Origin of the sequence: Amycolatopsis sp. NPDC051373 (assembly GCF_040689465.1) — a bacterium.
Taxonomy (GTDB): domain Bacteria; phylum Actinomycetota; class Actinomycetes; order Mycobacteriales; family Pseudonocardiaceae; genus Amycolatopsis.
The window spans coordinates 77,479-92,314 of the sequence record NZ_JBFBAE010000037.1 but is presented as its reverse complement, the minus strand read 5'-3'; the positions used below and the strand labels follow the sequence as shown (position 1 = coordinate 92,314).

Sequence of the window (14,836 nt, the reverse complement as noted above, 5' to 3'; positions counted from 1 at the left end):
TGGTCCCACTTCCGGCGCCGACGACAACACCAAGCCCGCCTCAGCCACTACAAACGACGCGGCTACCCACTTACCTAACTGCCGTTGCAGTACTAGGCCGTGTTGCCCAAGGAAGCTGGTGGGCCGGGTGCGCCCGGGACTTCGCCGTCGAGCAGCGTCATTCCCAGTACGGGCCACGCCTCCCGCCTGCGATGGTGCAGCCGCCGGTGTCCATCTCGCTGCACAACTGTTGGCTTGTGTGCCGTCTGTGATGTCAACGTGCACATTGACGGTTTCCCGTTCGACCGAAGGACTGAGCCGTGCCCGACCGACCTGAGATTGTCTGCATCTGCGGCTCTACCCGGTTCGTGGACGAGATGCGTGCGGCGAACCGTGATCTGACCTTCGCAGGTGTCATCGTCGTCGCTCCAGGCGAAGCAGACGAGTTGATCACCAACGAGCAGAAGACCGCGCTGGACGCCCTCCACCTGCGCAAGATCGACCTGGCTGACCGGGTTCTGGTCGTCAACCGCGGCGGGTATATCGGCGAGTCCACAAGCAGGGAGATCGCATATGCCCACGCCACCGGCAAGCCGATCTCGTTCACCGATCCCGGCTGACCAGTAGACGCTCGCCCGAGCTGGGTGATGCCGCGGGCTTTCAGGCAGGCACTGTCGTTCGCGCGACTCTGGAGCACGTGCGCGGCCCGGGGAATTCGTTCTCCAGCATTGGCCGCTGACGTGTCCGCCTCAGCCGATGAACTCCGCGTGGTCAGCTTCCGTTTGATCGGCGTACCGCAAGGCGTACGCCCCGATCGCCTCGTCCAGGTCCTCGTCGTCGGCGAAATACCCGGCGAGCAGTTGGGGGTGCAGCGAGCGCGTGTGGGCGCGGGCGAGCAGGGCGCCGGCGAGGCGGCCGTAGTCGTCGAGGTGGTTCTCGCGCAGGGCGGCCGGGTCGATGGCGCCCTTGAGGTTGCGGAACTGGCGGACCACGAAGGGGATGCCGTCGATCGTCGTCCAGCCCAGGAGGATGTCGGTCTCGGCCTGGACGAGGCGGGCGCCGTTGACGATGCGGCGGCCTTCGTGGTCGGCGGGGGAGAGGCCGAGGTAGGGCGCCAGCGCCGAGGGCTGCGCCTGTTTCACTTGCAGCACCAGGTCTTCGTCCTCGTTGCCGTGCAGCAGCACGACGTAGCTGCGCAACCCGACGCTGCCCGTGCCGACCACCCGGAACGCGACGTCGGCCACGCGGTAGCGCGACGCGAGCGTGCGCCGCGACTCGCGCAGGGTGTCCACATAGGACGCCAGACCGGCCACGACCGAGGCGGCCGTGGTGTCGTCGACGTGGGTGAGCACCGGCGGGTCCTCGACGAACCGGTGGCGCGCCAGGCCGGTCTCGTGGTCGTCGACGTGGCGGGTCCATTTGGCCACCACTTTGGCACTGGTGTTGCGGCGCGCCTTCTCCTCGGCTTCGGCGAAGTCGTCGATCAGCTCGTCGGCGCGCGCCCGCGACACGGCCGACGCGTCGGGCAGCGCGTTCCACGACTGCAGGAACGGCAGCTCCGCCAGCGCGCGGATCGTGCGCCGGTAGGACTTCACCGCGTCCTCCGCGGCTTCGCGGCACGCCGCCTCGCCGATCCCACCCTCGCGCCCGGCGAGCACGAGGCTCGCCGACAGCCGTTTGAGGTCCCACTCCCACGGCCCGGGCGCGGTTTCGTCGAAGTCGTTGACGTCCATGACGATCCGGCCCTCGGGCGTGCCGTACAGCCCGAAATTGGCCGCGTGCGCGTCACCGCACAGCTGCGCCGTCAGCCCCGACGACGGCGACCCCTCGAGGTCCGCCGCCATCAATCCGGCCGCCCCGCGGAAGAACGTGAACGGCGACGCCGCCATCCGCTCGCGCCGCAGCTCCACCAGTTCGGGCAGCCGCGCCGCGTTGCTCGCCGCGAAGTACTCCTGCACGCTCGGCCGGGCCGCACCCGCCGCCGCGTGGTCGTGCGCCTCGACCGGCGTACGCACCCGCAGCTGCTTGCCGCGCGCGTACAGCTGCGCCGGGTCGACGTCGTCCGTGCCGACCAGCGGCCGTTCCACCCAGTCCCCTCGTCCCATACGGGACTCAACGAGCGAACCGGGCGAAACGCTCCCGCGAGCGGGCTACCTGCGCACCACCTGGGCGATCGCGTCGATGCCACGGTCCAGCTCCTCGCGGCTGATCACCAGTGGGGGAGCGATGCGCAGCGTGTGGTCGTGCGTCTCCTTGCACAGCACGCCCAGTGCGGCGAGCGACTCGGAAGCAGCCCGGCCCGTGGGCCCGCCAGGAGCGATGTCCACGCCCGCCCACAGACCGCGGCCGCGAACCGTGGACAGGCCGTGCCCGACCAAGGCCGACAGCCGTTCGTGCAGGTGCGCGCCGAGTTCGACCGAGCGCTGCTGGTACTCCCCAGTCTGCAACAGCCGCACCACGGTGCGGCCGACGGCACAGGCCACCGGGTTCCCGCCGAACGTCGAGCCGTGTTCGCCCGGCTTCAGCACGCCCAGCACGTCGCGGCTGCCGACCACGGCGGACACGGGCAGGATGCCGCCGCCGAGGGCCTTGCCGAGGGTGTAGACGTCGGCACGCACGCCCTCGTGGTCCAGGGCCAGCACGGTGCCCGTACGGGCGAGGCCCGACTGGATCTCGTCGGCGATGAGCAGCACGCCGTTCTCGTCGCAGGCGCGGCGCACGTCGGCGAAGTAGCCGGCCGGCGGCACGATCACGCCGGCCTCGCCCTGCACCGGTTCCAGCAGGACCGCGGCGGTGCGGGGAGTGATGACGGCGCGCAGGGCGGCCGCGTCACCGTAGGGGACCGTGACAAAGCCCGGTGTGAACGGACCGAAGCCGGCACGCGCGGTGTCGTCGGTGGAGAACGAGACGATCGTGGTGGTGCGGCCGTGGAAGTTCGAGCCGGCGACCACGATCTCGGCCGTGCCGTCGGGCACGCCCTTGACCTGGTGCGCCCACTTGCGCGCCACCTTGACCGCCGACTCCACGGCCTCGGCGCCGGAGTTCATCGGCAGCACCATCTCGGTGCCGGTCAGCTCGGCGAGCTCGCGGCAGAACAGCCCGAGCTGGTCGTGGTGGAACGCGCGCGAGGTCAGCGTGACCCGGCCCAGCTGCTCCACGGCCGCGGCGATCAGCGCGGGGTGGCGGTGGCCGAAGTTCAGGGCGGAGTAACCGGACAGGAAGTCGAGGTAGCTCTTGCCCTCGACGTCGGTCACCGTCGCGCCCTCGGCTTCGGCGATCACGACAGGCAGCGGGTGGTAGTTGTGCGTGCTCCACCGCTCGTCGAGCTCGATGAAACCGTCGGCGGAGGCAGGGATGGCGGTCTCCCGACCGGCGAGCGTCGTCATGCGTTCAGGCTAGATCCAAGCGGCGGGGACTTCAGCCGGGAAACGTTGCTTTCACCCGTCGTTCGTTGCGCAGTCGAGCGGTTCGACCGGCGAATCGATGCGCGGCGTTGACAACTGTCATTGGTAAGCTGTAACTTACCGTTCGTGGCGACTTACGGAAGCGACCAGCTCTCCGCCCTCGCCGACCCGTCGCGGCGCGCGATCTTCGAAGCGCTCCGCGAAGGGCCGCGCGCGGTGGGAGAGCTGGCCGCGACGTTGCCGATCAGCCGTCCGGCGGTCTCGCAGCACTTGAAGGTGCTCAAGGAGGCGGGTCTGGTCGTCGACCAGGCGGCCGGGACGAAACGGCTGTACCGGCTGCGGCCCGACGGGATCGCCGCGCTGCGCGCCTACCTCGACGAGATGTGGTCGGACGCGCTGAGTTCGTTCGCGAAGCAAGCCGAAGCCACCGCCCCCGAGCGAGGAAGCGAAGAGCCATGACACTCGAACCGATCCGCAAGACGATCACCGTCGCCTGCTCGCGCGAGCACGCGTTCAAGGTCTACACCGAGGGTTTCGACAGCTGGTGGCCCCGCGAGCACCACCTGGGCGAGGTTGCGCTCGCCGAGGTGGTCCTCGAATCGGGAGAAGGTGGACGTTGGTACGAGCGGCTCACCGACGGATCCGAGTGCGTCTGGGGCCACGTGCTCGTCTGGGAGCCACCCGGCCGAGTGGTTCTGTCGTGGCAGATCGACGGGGACTGGAAGATCGATCCGGACCCGGCACGTGCGAGCGAGATCGAGGTTGTTTTCACGGAGGAGGGGCCCGGGACCACGCGAGTCGACGTCGAACACCGCGCGTTCGAGCGGCACGGCGCCACTGCCGAAAAGGTTCGCGACGGCGTGAACACCGAGGGCGGCTGGAACGGACTGCTGAAGCTCTTCGCCGCGAAGGCCGCTTCCTGAGGTTATCGTCGCCGGATGGCGAAGAACGACAACGGGACCCGGGTCCGCGACGCGCTCCGTGCCACGGCGGAGCTGCCGGATCCGGGGTCCTCACCCGTCGGGCCGGGCAAGAAGGGCAAGGGCGAGAAGAAACTCGCCACCGCCGGCGAGCGGCTCGATGCCTTGCAGGAGGCGCTGTACGCCGAGGGCACCAGCGGAGGCGGCCGCAGCGTGTTGCTCGTGCTGCAGGGCATGGACACCTCCGGCAAGGGCGGCACCGTCCGGCACGTGCTGGGTCTGGTGAACCCGATGGGCGTGCGCTACAAGGGCTTCAAGGTGCCCACCCCCGCCGAACGCCGCCACGATTTCCTGTGGCGCATCCGCAAGGAGCTGCCGGCGTCGGGCCAGATCGGCGTGTTCGACCGGTCACACTACGAGGACGTGCTCGTGCCCCGCGTGTCCGGTCTGCTGACCGCGGCCGAGCGGCGCAACCGGATCTCGCAGATCAACGCGTTCGAGGAGGAGGTCGTGGCGGGTGGCACCACGATCGTCAAGGTGTTCCTGCACATTTCGCCCGAGGAGCAGCTGCGCCGGCTGGTCGCGCGGCTGGAGCGGCCGGAGAAGATCTGGAAGTTCGCACCGTCCGACGTCGAGGCCCGCGGCCGCTGGGACGCCTACGCACAGGCGTACGCCGACCTGGTCGCGCGCACGTCCACCGAGCACGCGCCGTGGTACGTCGTGCCGGCCGACCGCAAGTGGTATCGCAACTGGGCCGTCGCCGAGCTGCTGATCGAGACGATGACGGAGATGGCGCCGCGGTTCCCGGAGCCGCACTTCGACATCGCCGAGCAGCTGGCGATGCTGAAGGGTGATGGCGTGCCGGCCTGATCGTCTGGAAGAGTGCGGGCGTGACCGACTCTGCTCTCGACGACGTTCCGTTCCTCCGCCGCCAGGCCCGCACGCAGCGCTTCACCCTCGGCGCCCCCAAGCAGTTCCGCGTGGCCCCGGACGGCTCGCGCGTGCTGTTCCTGCGCAGCGAGACGGGCACGGACCCGCGGCACAGCCTGTGGTCGCTCGACCTCGCGAGCGGTGCGGAGTCCAAGCTCGTCGACGCCGCGGAGCTGCTGCCCGGCGAGGAGGACCTGCCGCCGGAGGAGCGGGCGCGGCGCGAGCGCGCGCGGGAGACCGGCGGCGGCGTGGTCGCCTACGGCGTGGACGACGCGTTCACCGTCGTCACCTTCACGTTGTCCGGCAAGCTCTACACGCTCGACCTGGCCACCGGCTCCACCGCGGTGCTCGTCGACGGCTCGGTCGTCGACCCGCGGCCCAACCCGACGGGCACCCACGTCGCCTACGTGCGCGACCGCCGCCTGCGCGTGATCGAGCTGGCCACGGGCACCGACCGCACGCTCGTCGGGGAAGACGGCGACGACATCGCGTGGGGCCTCGCGGAGTTCATCGCCGCCGAGGAGATGGACCGCACGCGCGGCTACTGGTGGGCGCCGGACGGGCAGAGCCTCATCGTCGAGCGCTCCGACCGCGGCCCCGTGCCGCGCTGGACCATCGGCGACCCCGCGAACCCGGACCACCCGGCCAACGTAGTGGCCTACCCGTCGGCGGGCTCGCCCAACGCCGTCGTGTCACTCGCGGTGCTCGGCCTGGACGGCAGCCGCGTCGACGTCGAGCGCGGCGACTGGGAGTACCTGGTCACGGTGCACTGGTCGGCCGGCGGCGCGCCGCTGCTCGCAGTGCAGCCGCGCGACCAGAAGCGCCTCACCGTGCTGGCGCTCGACCCGGCCGACGGCTCCGTGACCGAGCTGCACACCGAGACCGACGAGCACTGGGTCGACATCGTCCAGGGCGTGCCGGCGTGGACTTCCGACGGCCGGCTCGTCACCGCGAGCGCGGCCGACGGCGACCACCGGCTCGTGGTGGCGGGGGAGCCCGTCACTCCGCCGGGCACGCAGCTGCGCGCGGTGCTGCACGCGGGCGAGCAGGTGCTCTTCACCGCGTCGGAGGCCGACTCTACGCAGATCCACGTCTACCGCACCGGCTCCGGCGGCGTGCAGCGACTGTCCACTCAGGACGGCGTGCACGGCGGCTCGGGCAGCGCGGAGTTGACCGTGCTCACGGAGTGGAGCCTCGCCCACAGCGGCCCGGTGGTCACGGTCCTGCGCGACGGCACCGAGGTCGGTCGCATCACGTCGTCCACTGTGGACCCCGAGATCGAACCGAACCTCAGCTGGCTCACGCTGGGGGAGCGCGGCCTGCGCGCCGCCCTGGTGCTCCCGCGCGGCTACGAACCCAGCGAGGGCAAGCTGCCCGTGCTGCTCGACCCGTACGGCGGCCCGCACGCCCAGCGCGTGCTCCAGAGCCGCAACGCTTTCCTGACTCCGCAGTGGCTCGCCGACCAGGGCTTCGCCGTGCTCGTCACCGACGGCCGCGGCTCGCCCGGCCGCGGCCCGGCCTGGGAGCGGGAGATCGCGGGCAAGCTCGCCGACGTCACCCTCGCCGACCAGGTCGACGCCCTGCACGCCGCCGCGGCCGACCACCCGGAGCTGGACCTCGAACGCGTCGCGATCCGCGGCTGGTCCTACGGCGGTTATCTCTCGGCCCTCGCCGTGCTCCGCCGCCCGGACGTCTTCCACGCCGCCGTCGCCGGCGCGCCCGTCACCGACTGGGCCCTCTACGACACGCACTACACCGAGCGCTACCTGGGCAAACCGCAGGACGCCCCCGCGGTCTACGAGCACAACTCCCTGATCGCCGACGCCGGCGAACTGTCCCGCGCCCTGCTCATCGTCCACGGCCTCGCCGACGACAACGTCTTCCCGGCGCACTCCCTGCGCCTTTCCGGCGCGCTGCTGGCGAAGGGCCGCCCCCACGTCTTCCTCCCGTTGGCCGGGGCGACCCACATGACCCCGCAGGCCGAGGAGGTCGCGGAAAACCTGATGCGCACGCAGGTCGACTGGATCCTGCGTGAGCTCGCCGCCGTCACCGTCGACAAGGAGAACGCATGAACCGGTGGGGCCTGACCATCCCGCTCACCGGGGTGCCGCTGCTCGAGCACCGCGCCCTCGTGGAACAACTGCCCGACCTGGGCTACACCGACGCGTGGACGGCCGAAACCGCCGGCACCGACGCCTTCACCCCGCTGGTTCTGGCGTCACAATGGGCACCGCAGCTACGCCTGGGCACCGCCATCGTGCCGGTCTACACCCGCGGCCCCGGCCTCCTGGCCATGAGCGCCTCGACCCTCGCCGAACTCGCCCCGGGCCGCTTCGTCCTCGGCATCGGCGCCTCGTCCCCGGTCATCGTCGAAGGCTGGAACGGCGCGGAGTTCAAGGACCCCTTCGCCCGCACCCGCGACACCCTGCACTTCCTCCGCGGCGCGCTGGCCGGCGAGAAGGTCACCGAGTCCTACGAGACCTTCTCCGTCAACAAGTTCCGCCTCGAACGCGCCCCCGACCCCGCCCCGTCGGTCATGCTCGCCGCCCTCCGCCCCGGCATGCTCCGCCTGGCCGCCGCCGAAGCGGACGGCGCCATCACCAACTGGCTGGCCGCCACCGACGTCCCCAAGATACGCAAGGTCATCGGCCCCGACGTCGAACTCGCCGCCCGCATCTTCGTCTGCCCCACCGAAGACAAAGACGCCGCTCGCGCCCTGGGCCGCATGATGATCTCCAGCTACCTCACCGTCCCCGTCTACGCCAAATTCCACGACTGGCTGGGCCGCGGCGACGCCCTCGCCCCCATGCACACCGCCTGGGCTGCCGGCGACCGCAAGAAAGCCAACGAAGTCATCCCCGACTCCGTCGTCGACTCCCTGGTCATCCACGGCAGCGTCGACTCCTGCCGCGACCAGATCCAGTCCTATGTGGACAACGGCCTCACCACCCCCATCATCGCCCTCCTCCCCACCGGCAACGACCCCTTCGACCTAGCCAAGGGCCTGGTCCCCAAGCGCTGACCCCAGTCCCACTCCCATCGCCCCAATGCGGCATTCGTTGCACCCCACGCACCGAACGCCACATTGGGGCGCTTTTGTCGCTCCTCAACTGCCCCCCGGCAACGCAACTCGCCCACACCCCAAGCTCCCCGCGCTCTTGCCTTTGCCCCACCGTTCACCCGGCAGCGCAACTTGCTTACACCCCAAGCTCCCCGCGCTCTTGCCTCTGCTCAACCTCCGCCCGGCAGTGCGACTCATTGCCCCACCTGAGGTCCCCGTGTTCTTGCCTCTACCCCACCCTTCACCCGGCAGCGCAACTCACCGCCCCGCTCACCTCCCCGCGTTCTTGCCCCTCCCCACCCCTCACCCGGCAACGCAACCCACCAGCGCACTATCCCCTCCCCGCAACCTTCCCCCGGCCGGCCCCCGATTCTTTTCCCAACACGGTAGAGATCGGCTTGTCAAGGTACTCTTTCCCGCCTTGACAAGCCGATCTCTACCGTCGTGACAATCAAAAATCGGGGTGCCCCACCACCCACCCGAAAATCGGCAATGGTGCGCCCCGCGCACCGAGCCGTCCCCAAACCTCCCACCGACCCCCCAATCGGCCGACGCAACAACCCCACCGCCCACTCCATCCTGAACACAGAGGACCCGCCCCGTCCTCTAGCAGTGGGTATCCGTATTGTTGCATAGGGTAGGCAAGGTTACCCTAAGAAAGGCGGCTCCATGGGTGGAGATTCAGCGACCTGGCTGGCCGGCGGTCGCGACGGTGCAGCACACCTCACCGAACTCCTCCCCGCAGCCCTGCGCGGTATGGCGACGGGCATCACCGAACGCAACGGCCCCATCCCCTCCGGCGGCCCCGCCACCGTCGCCGCCTCCCTGGCCGCCTCGGGCGGCACCCAATACCTCCCCAAAACCGGCATCGGCGCCGAACAAGCCCTCCACCACTACTCAACTCTCCTGGCGGCAGGCACAGCCGACCCGGCAGACCCGGCCTGCGCCGCCCACCTCCATTGCCCCCCACTGGCCGTCTCCGTCGCCGCAGACGTAGTAGCCGCAGCCATGAACCCCTCCATGGACTCCTGGGACCAAGCCCCCATGGCCAGCGAACTCGAAGCAGAGTTCCTTTCCGGCATCTCCCACCTCTGCTTCCCTGGCACCCCCACCGCCGACGCGGTGGTCACCTCCGGCGGCACCGAATCCAACCTCCTCGGCCTCCTCCTGGCCCGGGAAACCACGGCCACGACCATCCGCCCCGTCTGCGGCGCGAACTCCCACCACAGCGTCGCCCGCGCCGCCTGGCTCCTCGGCCTCCCCGCGCCCGTCGTCGTCCCCTGCCAAGACGACCGCATGATCCCCACCGCACTCGCAGAAGCCCTGGCCCCCCTCGGCGCCTCCGCCGTAGTAGTCGCCACCGCCGGCACCACCAACACCGGCCGCATCGACCCGCTCCCGGAGATCGCCCGCATCTGCCGCCTTTCCGGCGCCCGCCTCCACGTCGACGCGGCCTACGGCGGCATGCTCCTCTGCAGCGAATCCCTCGCCCCTCGCGTCGCCGGCCTGGAACTGGCCGACTCCGTCGCCCTCGACATGCACAAGTTCGGCTGGCAACCCGTCGCCGCCGGCCTCTTCGCCGCGAGAAACGGGGCTGACCTCTCCGCGCTGACTGTCCGCGCCGAGTACCTCAACGCCGACGACGACACCGAAGCCGGCCTACCCGATCTCCTCGGCCGTTCGATCCGCACCTCCCGCCGCCCGGACGCGTTCCGCATGGCCGTGACCGTCCGCGCGCTCGGCACCGAAGGCCTCGGCGCCCTCGTCGAACGCTGCTGCGCCACCGCGACCCAGGTCAACGAGCTGGTGGAACGCCACCCGGCCCTTCAGTCGTGGGGCAAACCGGAGCTGTCCACGGTCGTCTTCCGCCCGCGTGGCGCCGACGACGACCTCGTCGCCCGCGTCCGCCGCACGCTGCTGGAAGCCGGCACGGCTGTGATCGGCCGCGGCGCCCTGCCGACCGGGCCGGACGGCGCTTCGCAGCTGTGGCTCAAGCTCACCCTGCTGCACCCGCACACCACGGCCGAGGACTACGTCGCCCTCCTCGACCAGGTCGCCGCCACGGCCGCGGCCGAGCGCGGCGTGACCGCACCGCAAAGCCCGGTCGCCTCGTGAGGCGCTTCGACCTCGCGGGCGTGGGGATCGGGCCGTTCAACCTCTCGCTCGCCGCGCTGGCCGACCCGCTCGACCAGCTCGACGTGGTGCTCTTCGACGCGCGCCCGGAGTTCCGCTGGCACCCCGGGCTGCTCGTCGACGGCGCGACACTGCAGGTCCCGTTCCTCGCCGACCTGGTGTCGCTCGTCGACCCCACCAGCCGGCACTCGTTCCTCAACTACCTGCGCGAACGCGGCCGCCTGCTGCCGTTCTACTTCGCCGAGCGCTTCCACCTGTCGCGCGCGGAGTACGACGACTACGGCCGTTGGGCCGCCGCCCGCCTGCCCGCGTGCCGCTTCGGCCACGAGGTCACCGGCCTTCGCTGGGTGGCGGCGGAAGAGGCGTTCGAGCTGACCGTGTCGGGCACTGAGCCGGTGCTGGCGTCGTCGGTCGTGCTCGGCGTCGGGACCCGGCCGAGAGTGCCCGAGCCGTTGGGGGACCTCGTCGCGGCGCCGGACGTGCTCGCGCTGCACTCGGCCGACTACCTCACCCACCGCGCCGAGCTGCTGGCCGCGCAGACGGTGACCGTGGTCGGGTCGGGACAGTCGGGCGCGGAGGTGTTCCTCGACCTGCTGCGCTCGCGGTCCACTGTGGACGGTCTGCGCTGGCTCGCGCGCACGCCCGCGTTCGCGCCGATGGAGTACTCGAAGCTGGGGCTGGAGCAGTTCACGCCGGACTACACTGCCTACTTCCACGGCCTGCCCGAGGCGGTGCGCGACCGGCTGCTGCCGTCGCAATGGCAGCTGTACAAGGGGATCGACACGGAGACCATCGCCGCGATCCACGACGAGCTCTACCGCCGCAGCATCGGCGGCGGCTGGCCCGGCGCGGCGCTCACGCCCGGCGTCGAGGTCGTCTCGGCCACGGCCGGCGAGGGCGGGATCGAGCTGGGCCTGCGGCACGCCCAGCAAGGGAGCACCGCCACGCACCGCACGGCGGCCGTCGTCTCCGCGACCGGTTACGCGGAAACGCCGACGGCTCCGTTGCTGCAGGAGCTCGATGCGCGCCGCGACGACCACGGCCGCCTCGTCATCGGGGCCGACCACCGGCTGGAGCTGGGCAACGGCGTCACGGGCTCGGTGTTCGTGCAGAACGCCGAGCGTCACACCCACGGCCCCGGCGCGCCCGACCTCGGCCTCGGCGCCTGGCGCGCCGCGGCGATCCTCAACGCGGTGTGCGGCAAGGCCGTCTACGACCTGCCCGACCGCACCGCGTTCACCACGTTCGGCCTGAACAACACCAGCCTCGACACCACCCGCACGGACAAAACGGAGGAGCAGTGACCCTGACCGACGCCGCCGCCTGGCGGGCCGCGGGCTCGCTCGTGACGCACAAAATGCTCGGTGAGCTGTCCTACGAGGCGATGCTGCGCCCGCGGCCCGGCGAACCGACCCGCGACGGCCACCGCACCTGGCTGCTCGACCTCCCCGGCGACGTCTCGTACCGCTTCGAGGCCCGCCGCGGCGCGTTCGAGTCGTGGACGGTCCTGCCGGGCAGCGCCGTCCGGCTCGCCGACAGCGCCGAAACACCCGCCGACGACCCGCGCACCCTGGTCGTCGACGCACGGGAGACGCTGGGCCTCACCGGGTTGCGCCTGGCCGACGTGCTCGCCGAGCTCACCGCCACCGTCACCAACGAGGCCGCCCGCCTGCGCCGCGCCCCGACGGCCGCCGAACTGTCCACAATGGACTACAGCCTCGCCGACGGTCACCTCACCGGACACCCGCGGCTCGTGCTGAACAAGGGCCGCGTCGGGTTCTCCGCGCCCGACCGCGCCCGCTATGCGCCGGAGGCTGGCGAGGACGTCCGGCTGCGCTGGTATGCCGTGCACCGCGACCTGGCGCAGTTCCGCTTCGTCGCCGATCTCGACGCCGCCGCGCTGCTCCGCCGAGAACTGGACGACGCTCAGCGTGAGGAGTTCACCACGCGCGTCGCCGCCGTCGGCGACCCGGCCGACTACGTGTGGGTGCCCGTGCATCCATGGCAGGCCGACGAGATCCTGGGCACGCTGTACTCCGCCGAGCTGGCCACCGGCCGGATGATCGAGCTGGGGTGCAGCGCCGACGCCTACCGGCCGCACCAGACGGTGCGCACGCTCGCCAACCGCAGCCACCCCGATCGCCACGACGTGAAAACCGCTGTGTCCGTGCGCAACACGCTGGTCTACCGCGGCCTGAACTCCGCGGCGACGCTGGCCGGACCGTCGGTCACCGAATGGCTGCGGCGCGTCGACGCGGCCGACCCGCTGCTGTCGGAGAAGTACCGGTTCGCGCTGCTGGGCGAGGTGGCGAGCGTGTCCGTGCGCCACCCGCTGTTCGGCGCGCTCGAAGAGCTGCCCTACCGCTTCCACGAGACGCTCGGCGCGCTCTGGCGCGAGCCGCTCGTCGCGACGCTGGCCGAGGGCGAGCGCGCGATCTCGTTCGCCGCCTTGCCCTACCGCGACGCTTCGGGTGAAGCCGTGCTCACGCGGCTGATCACCCAGGCCGGCGACGGCGCCGAAGTGTGGCTGTCGTGGCTGTTCGACCTGCTGCTCACGCCGCTGCTGCAGTGGCTGCTGCGCTACGGTGTCGGGTTCTGCCCCCACGGCCAGAACCTCATCCTCGTCGTCGACGCCGACAGCCGGCCCGTGCGCGTGGCCATCAAGGACTTCGCCCAGGGCGTGGACCTGATGGACGACGAACTGCCGTGTTACGCCGACCTCCCGCCCGAGGCCGACGCCGACATGCTCCGCTGGCCCGCCCACCTGCTCGCGCAGTCGCTGTTCAGCTCGGTGTTCTCCGGCCAGCTGCGGTTCTGGGCGGAGATCCTGCTCGACGACGTCGGCCTGGCGCGCGGCGACTTCTGGGCCCTGGTGCGCGAGGTCGTCGGCCGCTACCGCGACGAGAACCCCGACGTCGCCGAGCGCTTCGACGCGTGCCGGCTGTTCGCGCCCGACGTGGAGCGCGTGACGCTCAACCGCGAGCACTTCGCCGGGCAGGGCTTCGACAAGGTGGAGCGCGACGACGAGTTCGACGTCCGCTGGGGCCGGGTGCCGAACCCGTTGCACGCGCCGGATCCGGACGGCGCGTGGTGACGCCGTTCGACCGGCCCGTCGGCGCGCGCTCGCTCACCGTGCGCGCGGAGGCCGGCTCGGCCGCGGCGGCCGTGCTGCGGCACGTACTGGCCGAGGAGGGCACGCGGCTGGTCCTGCTCGTGCCCGATCCGCACGCGCGGTTCGCCGCGGTGGAGCTGGAGGCGCCGTTCGCCGCGTCGGTGCTCGACGACGGCTACGGCGTGTGCAGCTACGTCTTCGCCTGGACCCCGGAGCGGGAACCGTTGTCGGACAACGGTTCCCTGAGCTCCTACCTCGGCGGCTTCGGCGACCTGCGCATGCGCGCGGACGCCGCGACGGCCGTGCCGCTGGGCGATCGCACCTGGGCTGTGGTGTGCGACGCCGAACTGCCCTCGGGCGAACCGGCGGGCCTCGCGCCGCGCACGGTGCTGCGAACGCAGCTGGCCGCGCTCGAGGAGTTCGGTCTGGTGCCGTCGGTGGGGATCGAGCACGAGGTCGTGTTCCGCGACGGCTCCGGCACCCCGCTGACCGGTCACGGCGTGGACTACGCGGTGGGCGGCACCGAACGCCTGGCCCCGCTCCTGGCCGACCTGCGCTCGGCCGCCTCGGTCCTGGGCGTGGAGTCCGCCCGCGCCGAATGCCACCCCGGCCAGTACGAGGTGGTGCTGCGCCACCGTGACGCGCTCACCGCGTGCGACGACGCACTGCTGCTCCAGCTGCTCACCCGCCGCGTCGCGACCCGGCACAACGCGAGCGCCGACTACCTCGCCGCTCCGGAGACCGGGCAGGGCAACTCGTGCCACGTCCACCTGTCACTGTCGACCCCGGACGGTCCGGCGGGTTTCCCGTTCGGCCTCGGTGCCTTCCTCGCGGGTGTGCTTCGCGACGCGCGGGCTTTGACCGCCGTGTGGGCGCCCACGTGGAACAGCTACGTCCGCCTGCGCACCGCGTCGTTCTCCCCGCGCGTGCTGCGCTGGGGCCTGGACGACCGGACCGCCGCCGTCCGGCTCTGCGGCACCTCCGCGTCGCCGCGGCTGGAGTTCCGCTTCGCCGGTGCCGATGCCCAGCCGCACCTCGTCGTGGCCGCCCTGGTGGCGGCCGGTAACGCCGGCGTGGCCGACGGCCTGACGCCCCCGGACCCGGGCACGGCCGTGGGCGAACTCGCCCCGACGCCGTGGGAAGCGCTGGCGGAGCTGGAAAAGGGCCGCCTGAGCGAGCTGCTGGGGGAGGATGTCTCCACCCAGCAGCTCGCCTTGCTGCGTCAGGAACTCCACGCCGGGCTGGACGCCGTCACCGACTTCCAGCGCCGTCGCGGCTCCCTCCGTTCCTGACCGCC

At 71.4% G+C, this 14,836-nt stretch carries 12 protein-coding genes; 10 read left to right on the top strand and 2 right to left on the bottom strand.

The window, feature by feature from the left end:
- Positions 1–299 precede the first annotated feature (299 nt).
- Positions 300–599, top strand: a complete 300-nt coding sequence (locus tag AB0383_RS44420) for a hypothetical protein (RefSeq protein WP_366190412.1) — start codon at positions 300–302, stop codon at positions 597–599.
- Positions 600–728: 129 nt separating this feature from the next.
- Here the strand turns inward: AB0383_RS44420 and AB0383_RS44415 are convergent, their stop codons facing one another.
- Positions 729–2,084: a DUF2252 domain-containing protein gene (locus AB0383_RS44415; protein WP_364188286.1), complete on the bottom strand. Its 1,356-nt coding sequence runs from the start codon at positions 2,082–2,084 to the stop codon at positions 729–731.
- A gap of 45 nt (positions 2,085–2,129) precedes the next feature.
- Entirely contained in the window at positions 2,130–3,365 is a 1,236-nt protein-coding gene (gene rocD / locus AB0383_RS44410; protein WP_366190411.1) for an ornithine--oxo-acid transaminase, read from the bottom strand.
- Between the two features lie 144 nt (positions 3,366–3,509).
- Here rocD and AB0383_RS44405 point away from each other — a divergent pair, with 144 nt between their 5' ends.
- The 9 genes from AB0383_RS44405 (at position 3,510) to AB0383_RS44365 (ending at position 14,831) form a co-directional block, all read left to right on the top strand.
- Positions 3,510–3,842, top strand: coding sequence for a metalloregulator ArsR/SmtB family transcription factor (locus tag AB0383_RS44405; protein ID WP_364188290.1), 333 nt, complete (start codon positions 3,510–3,512; stop codon positions 3,840–3,842).
- Positions 3,839–4,306 carry an SRPBCC family protein gene (locus tag AB0383_RS44400; protein WP_364188293.1) on the top strand — a complete coding sequence of 156 codons (468 nt, stop codon included), beginning with the start codon at positions 3,839–3,841 and terminating at the stop codon, positions 4,304–4,306. Before AB0383_RS44405 ends, AB0383_RS44400 begins: the two co-directional genes overlap by 4 nt.
- Positions 4,307–4,321: 15 nt before the next feature.
- Positions 4,322–5,173 carry a PPK2 family polyphosphate kinase gene (locus AB0383_RS44395; RefSeq protein WP_366190410.1) on the top strand — a complete coding sequence of 284 codons (852 nt, stop codon included), beginning with the start codon at positions 4,322–4,324 and terminating at the stop codon, positions 5,171–5,173.
- A 20-nt stretch (positions 5,174–5,193) separates the two neighbouring features.
- Positions 5,194–7,305, top strand: a complete 2,112-nt coding sequence (locus tag AB0383_RS44390; RefSeq protein WP_366190409.1) for a prolyl oligopeptidase family serine peptidase — start codon at positions 5,194–5,196, stop codon at positions 7,303–7,305.
- Complete coding sequence (locus AB0383_RS44385) at positions 7,302–8,255, top strand: LLM class F420-dependent oxidoreductase (RefSeq protein ID WP_366190408.1); 954 nt, start codon at positions 7,302–7,304, stop codon at positions 8,253–8,255. Before AB0383_RS44390 ends, AB0383_RS44385 begins: the two co-directional genes overlap by 4 nt.
- A gap of 708 nt (positions 8,256–8,963) precedes the next feature.
- On the top strand, positions 8,964–10,409 hold the full coding sequence (locus tag AB0383_RS44380) for an aminotransferase class V-fold PLP-dependent enzyme (protein ID WP_366190407.1): 1,446 nt from the start codon (positions 8,964–8,966) through the stop codon (positions 10,407–10,409).
- On the top strand, positions 10,406–11,731 hold the full coding sequence (locus tag AB0383_RS44375) for a SidA/IucD/PvdA family monooxygenase (protein ID WP_366190406.1): 1,326 nt from the start codon (positions 10,406–10,408) through the stop codon (positions 11,729–11,731). Before AB0383_RS44380 ends, AB0383_RS44375 begins: the two co-directional genes overlap by 4 nt.
- Positions 11,728–13,521, top strand: a complete 1,794-nt coding sequence (locus tag AB0383_RS44370; protein WP_366190405.1) for an IucA/IucC family protein — start codon at positions 11,728–11,730, stop codon at positions 13,519–13,521. The genes AB0383_RS44375 and AB0383_RS44370 overlap by 4 nt, the downstream gene beginning before the upstream one ends.
- Positions 13,518–14,831 (top strand): glutamine synthetase, encoded by a 1,314-nt coding sequence (locus tag AB0383_RS44365; RefSeq protein ID WP_366190414.1) that lies wholly within the window; start codon positions 13,518–13,520, stop codon positions 14,829–14,831. Before AB0383_RS44370 ends, AB0383_RS44365 begins: the two co-directional genes overlap by 4 nt.
- Positions 14,832–14,836 lie beyond the last annotated feature (5 nt).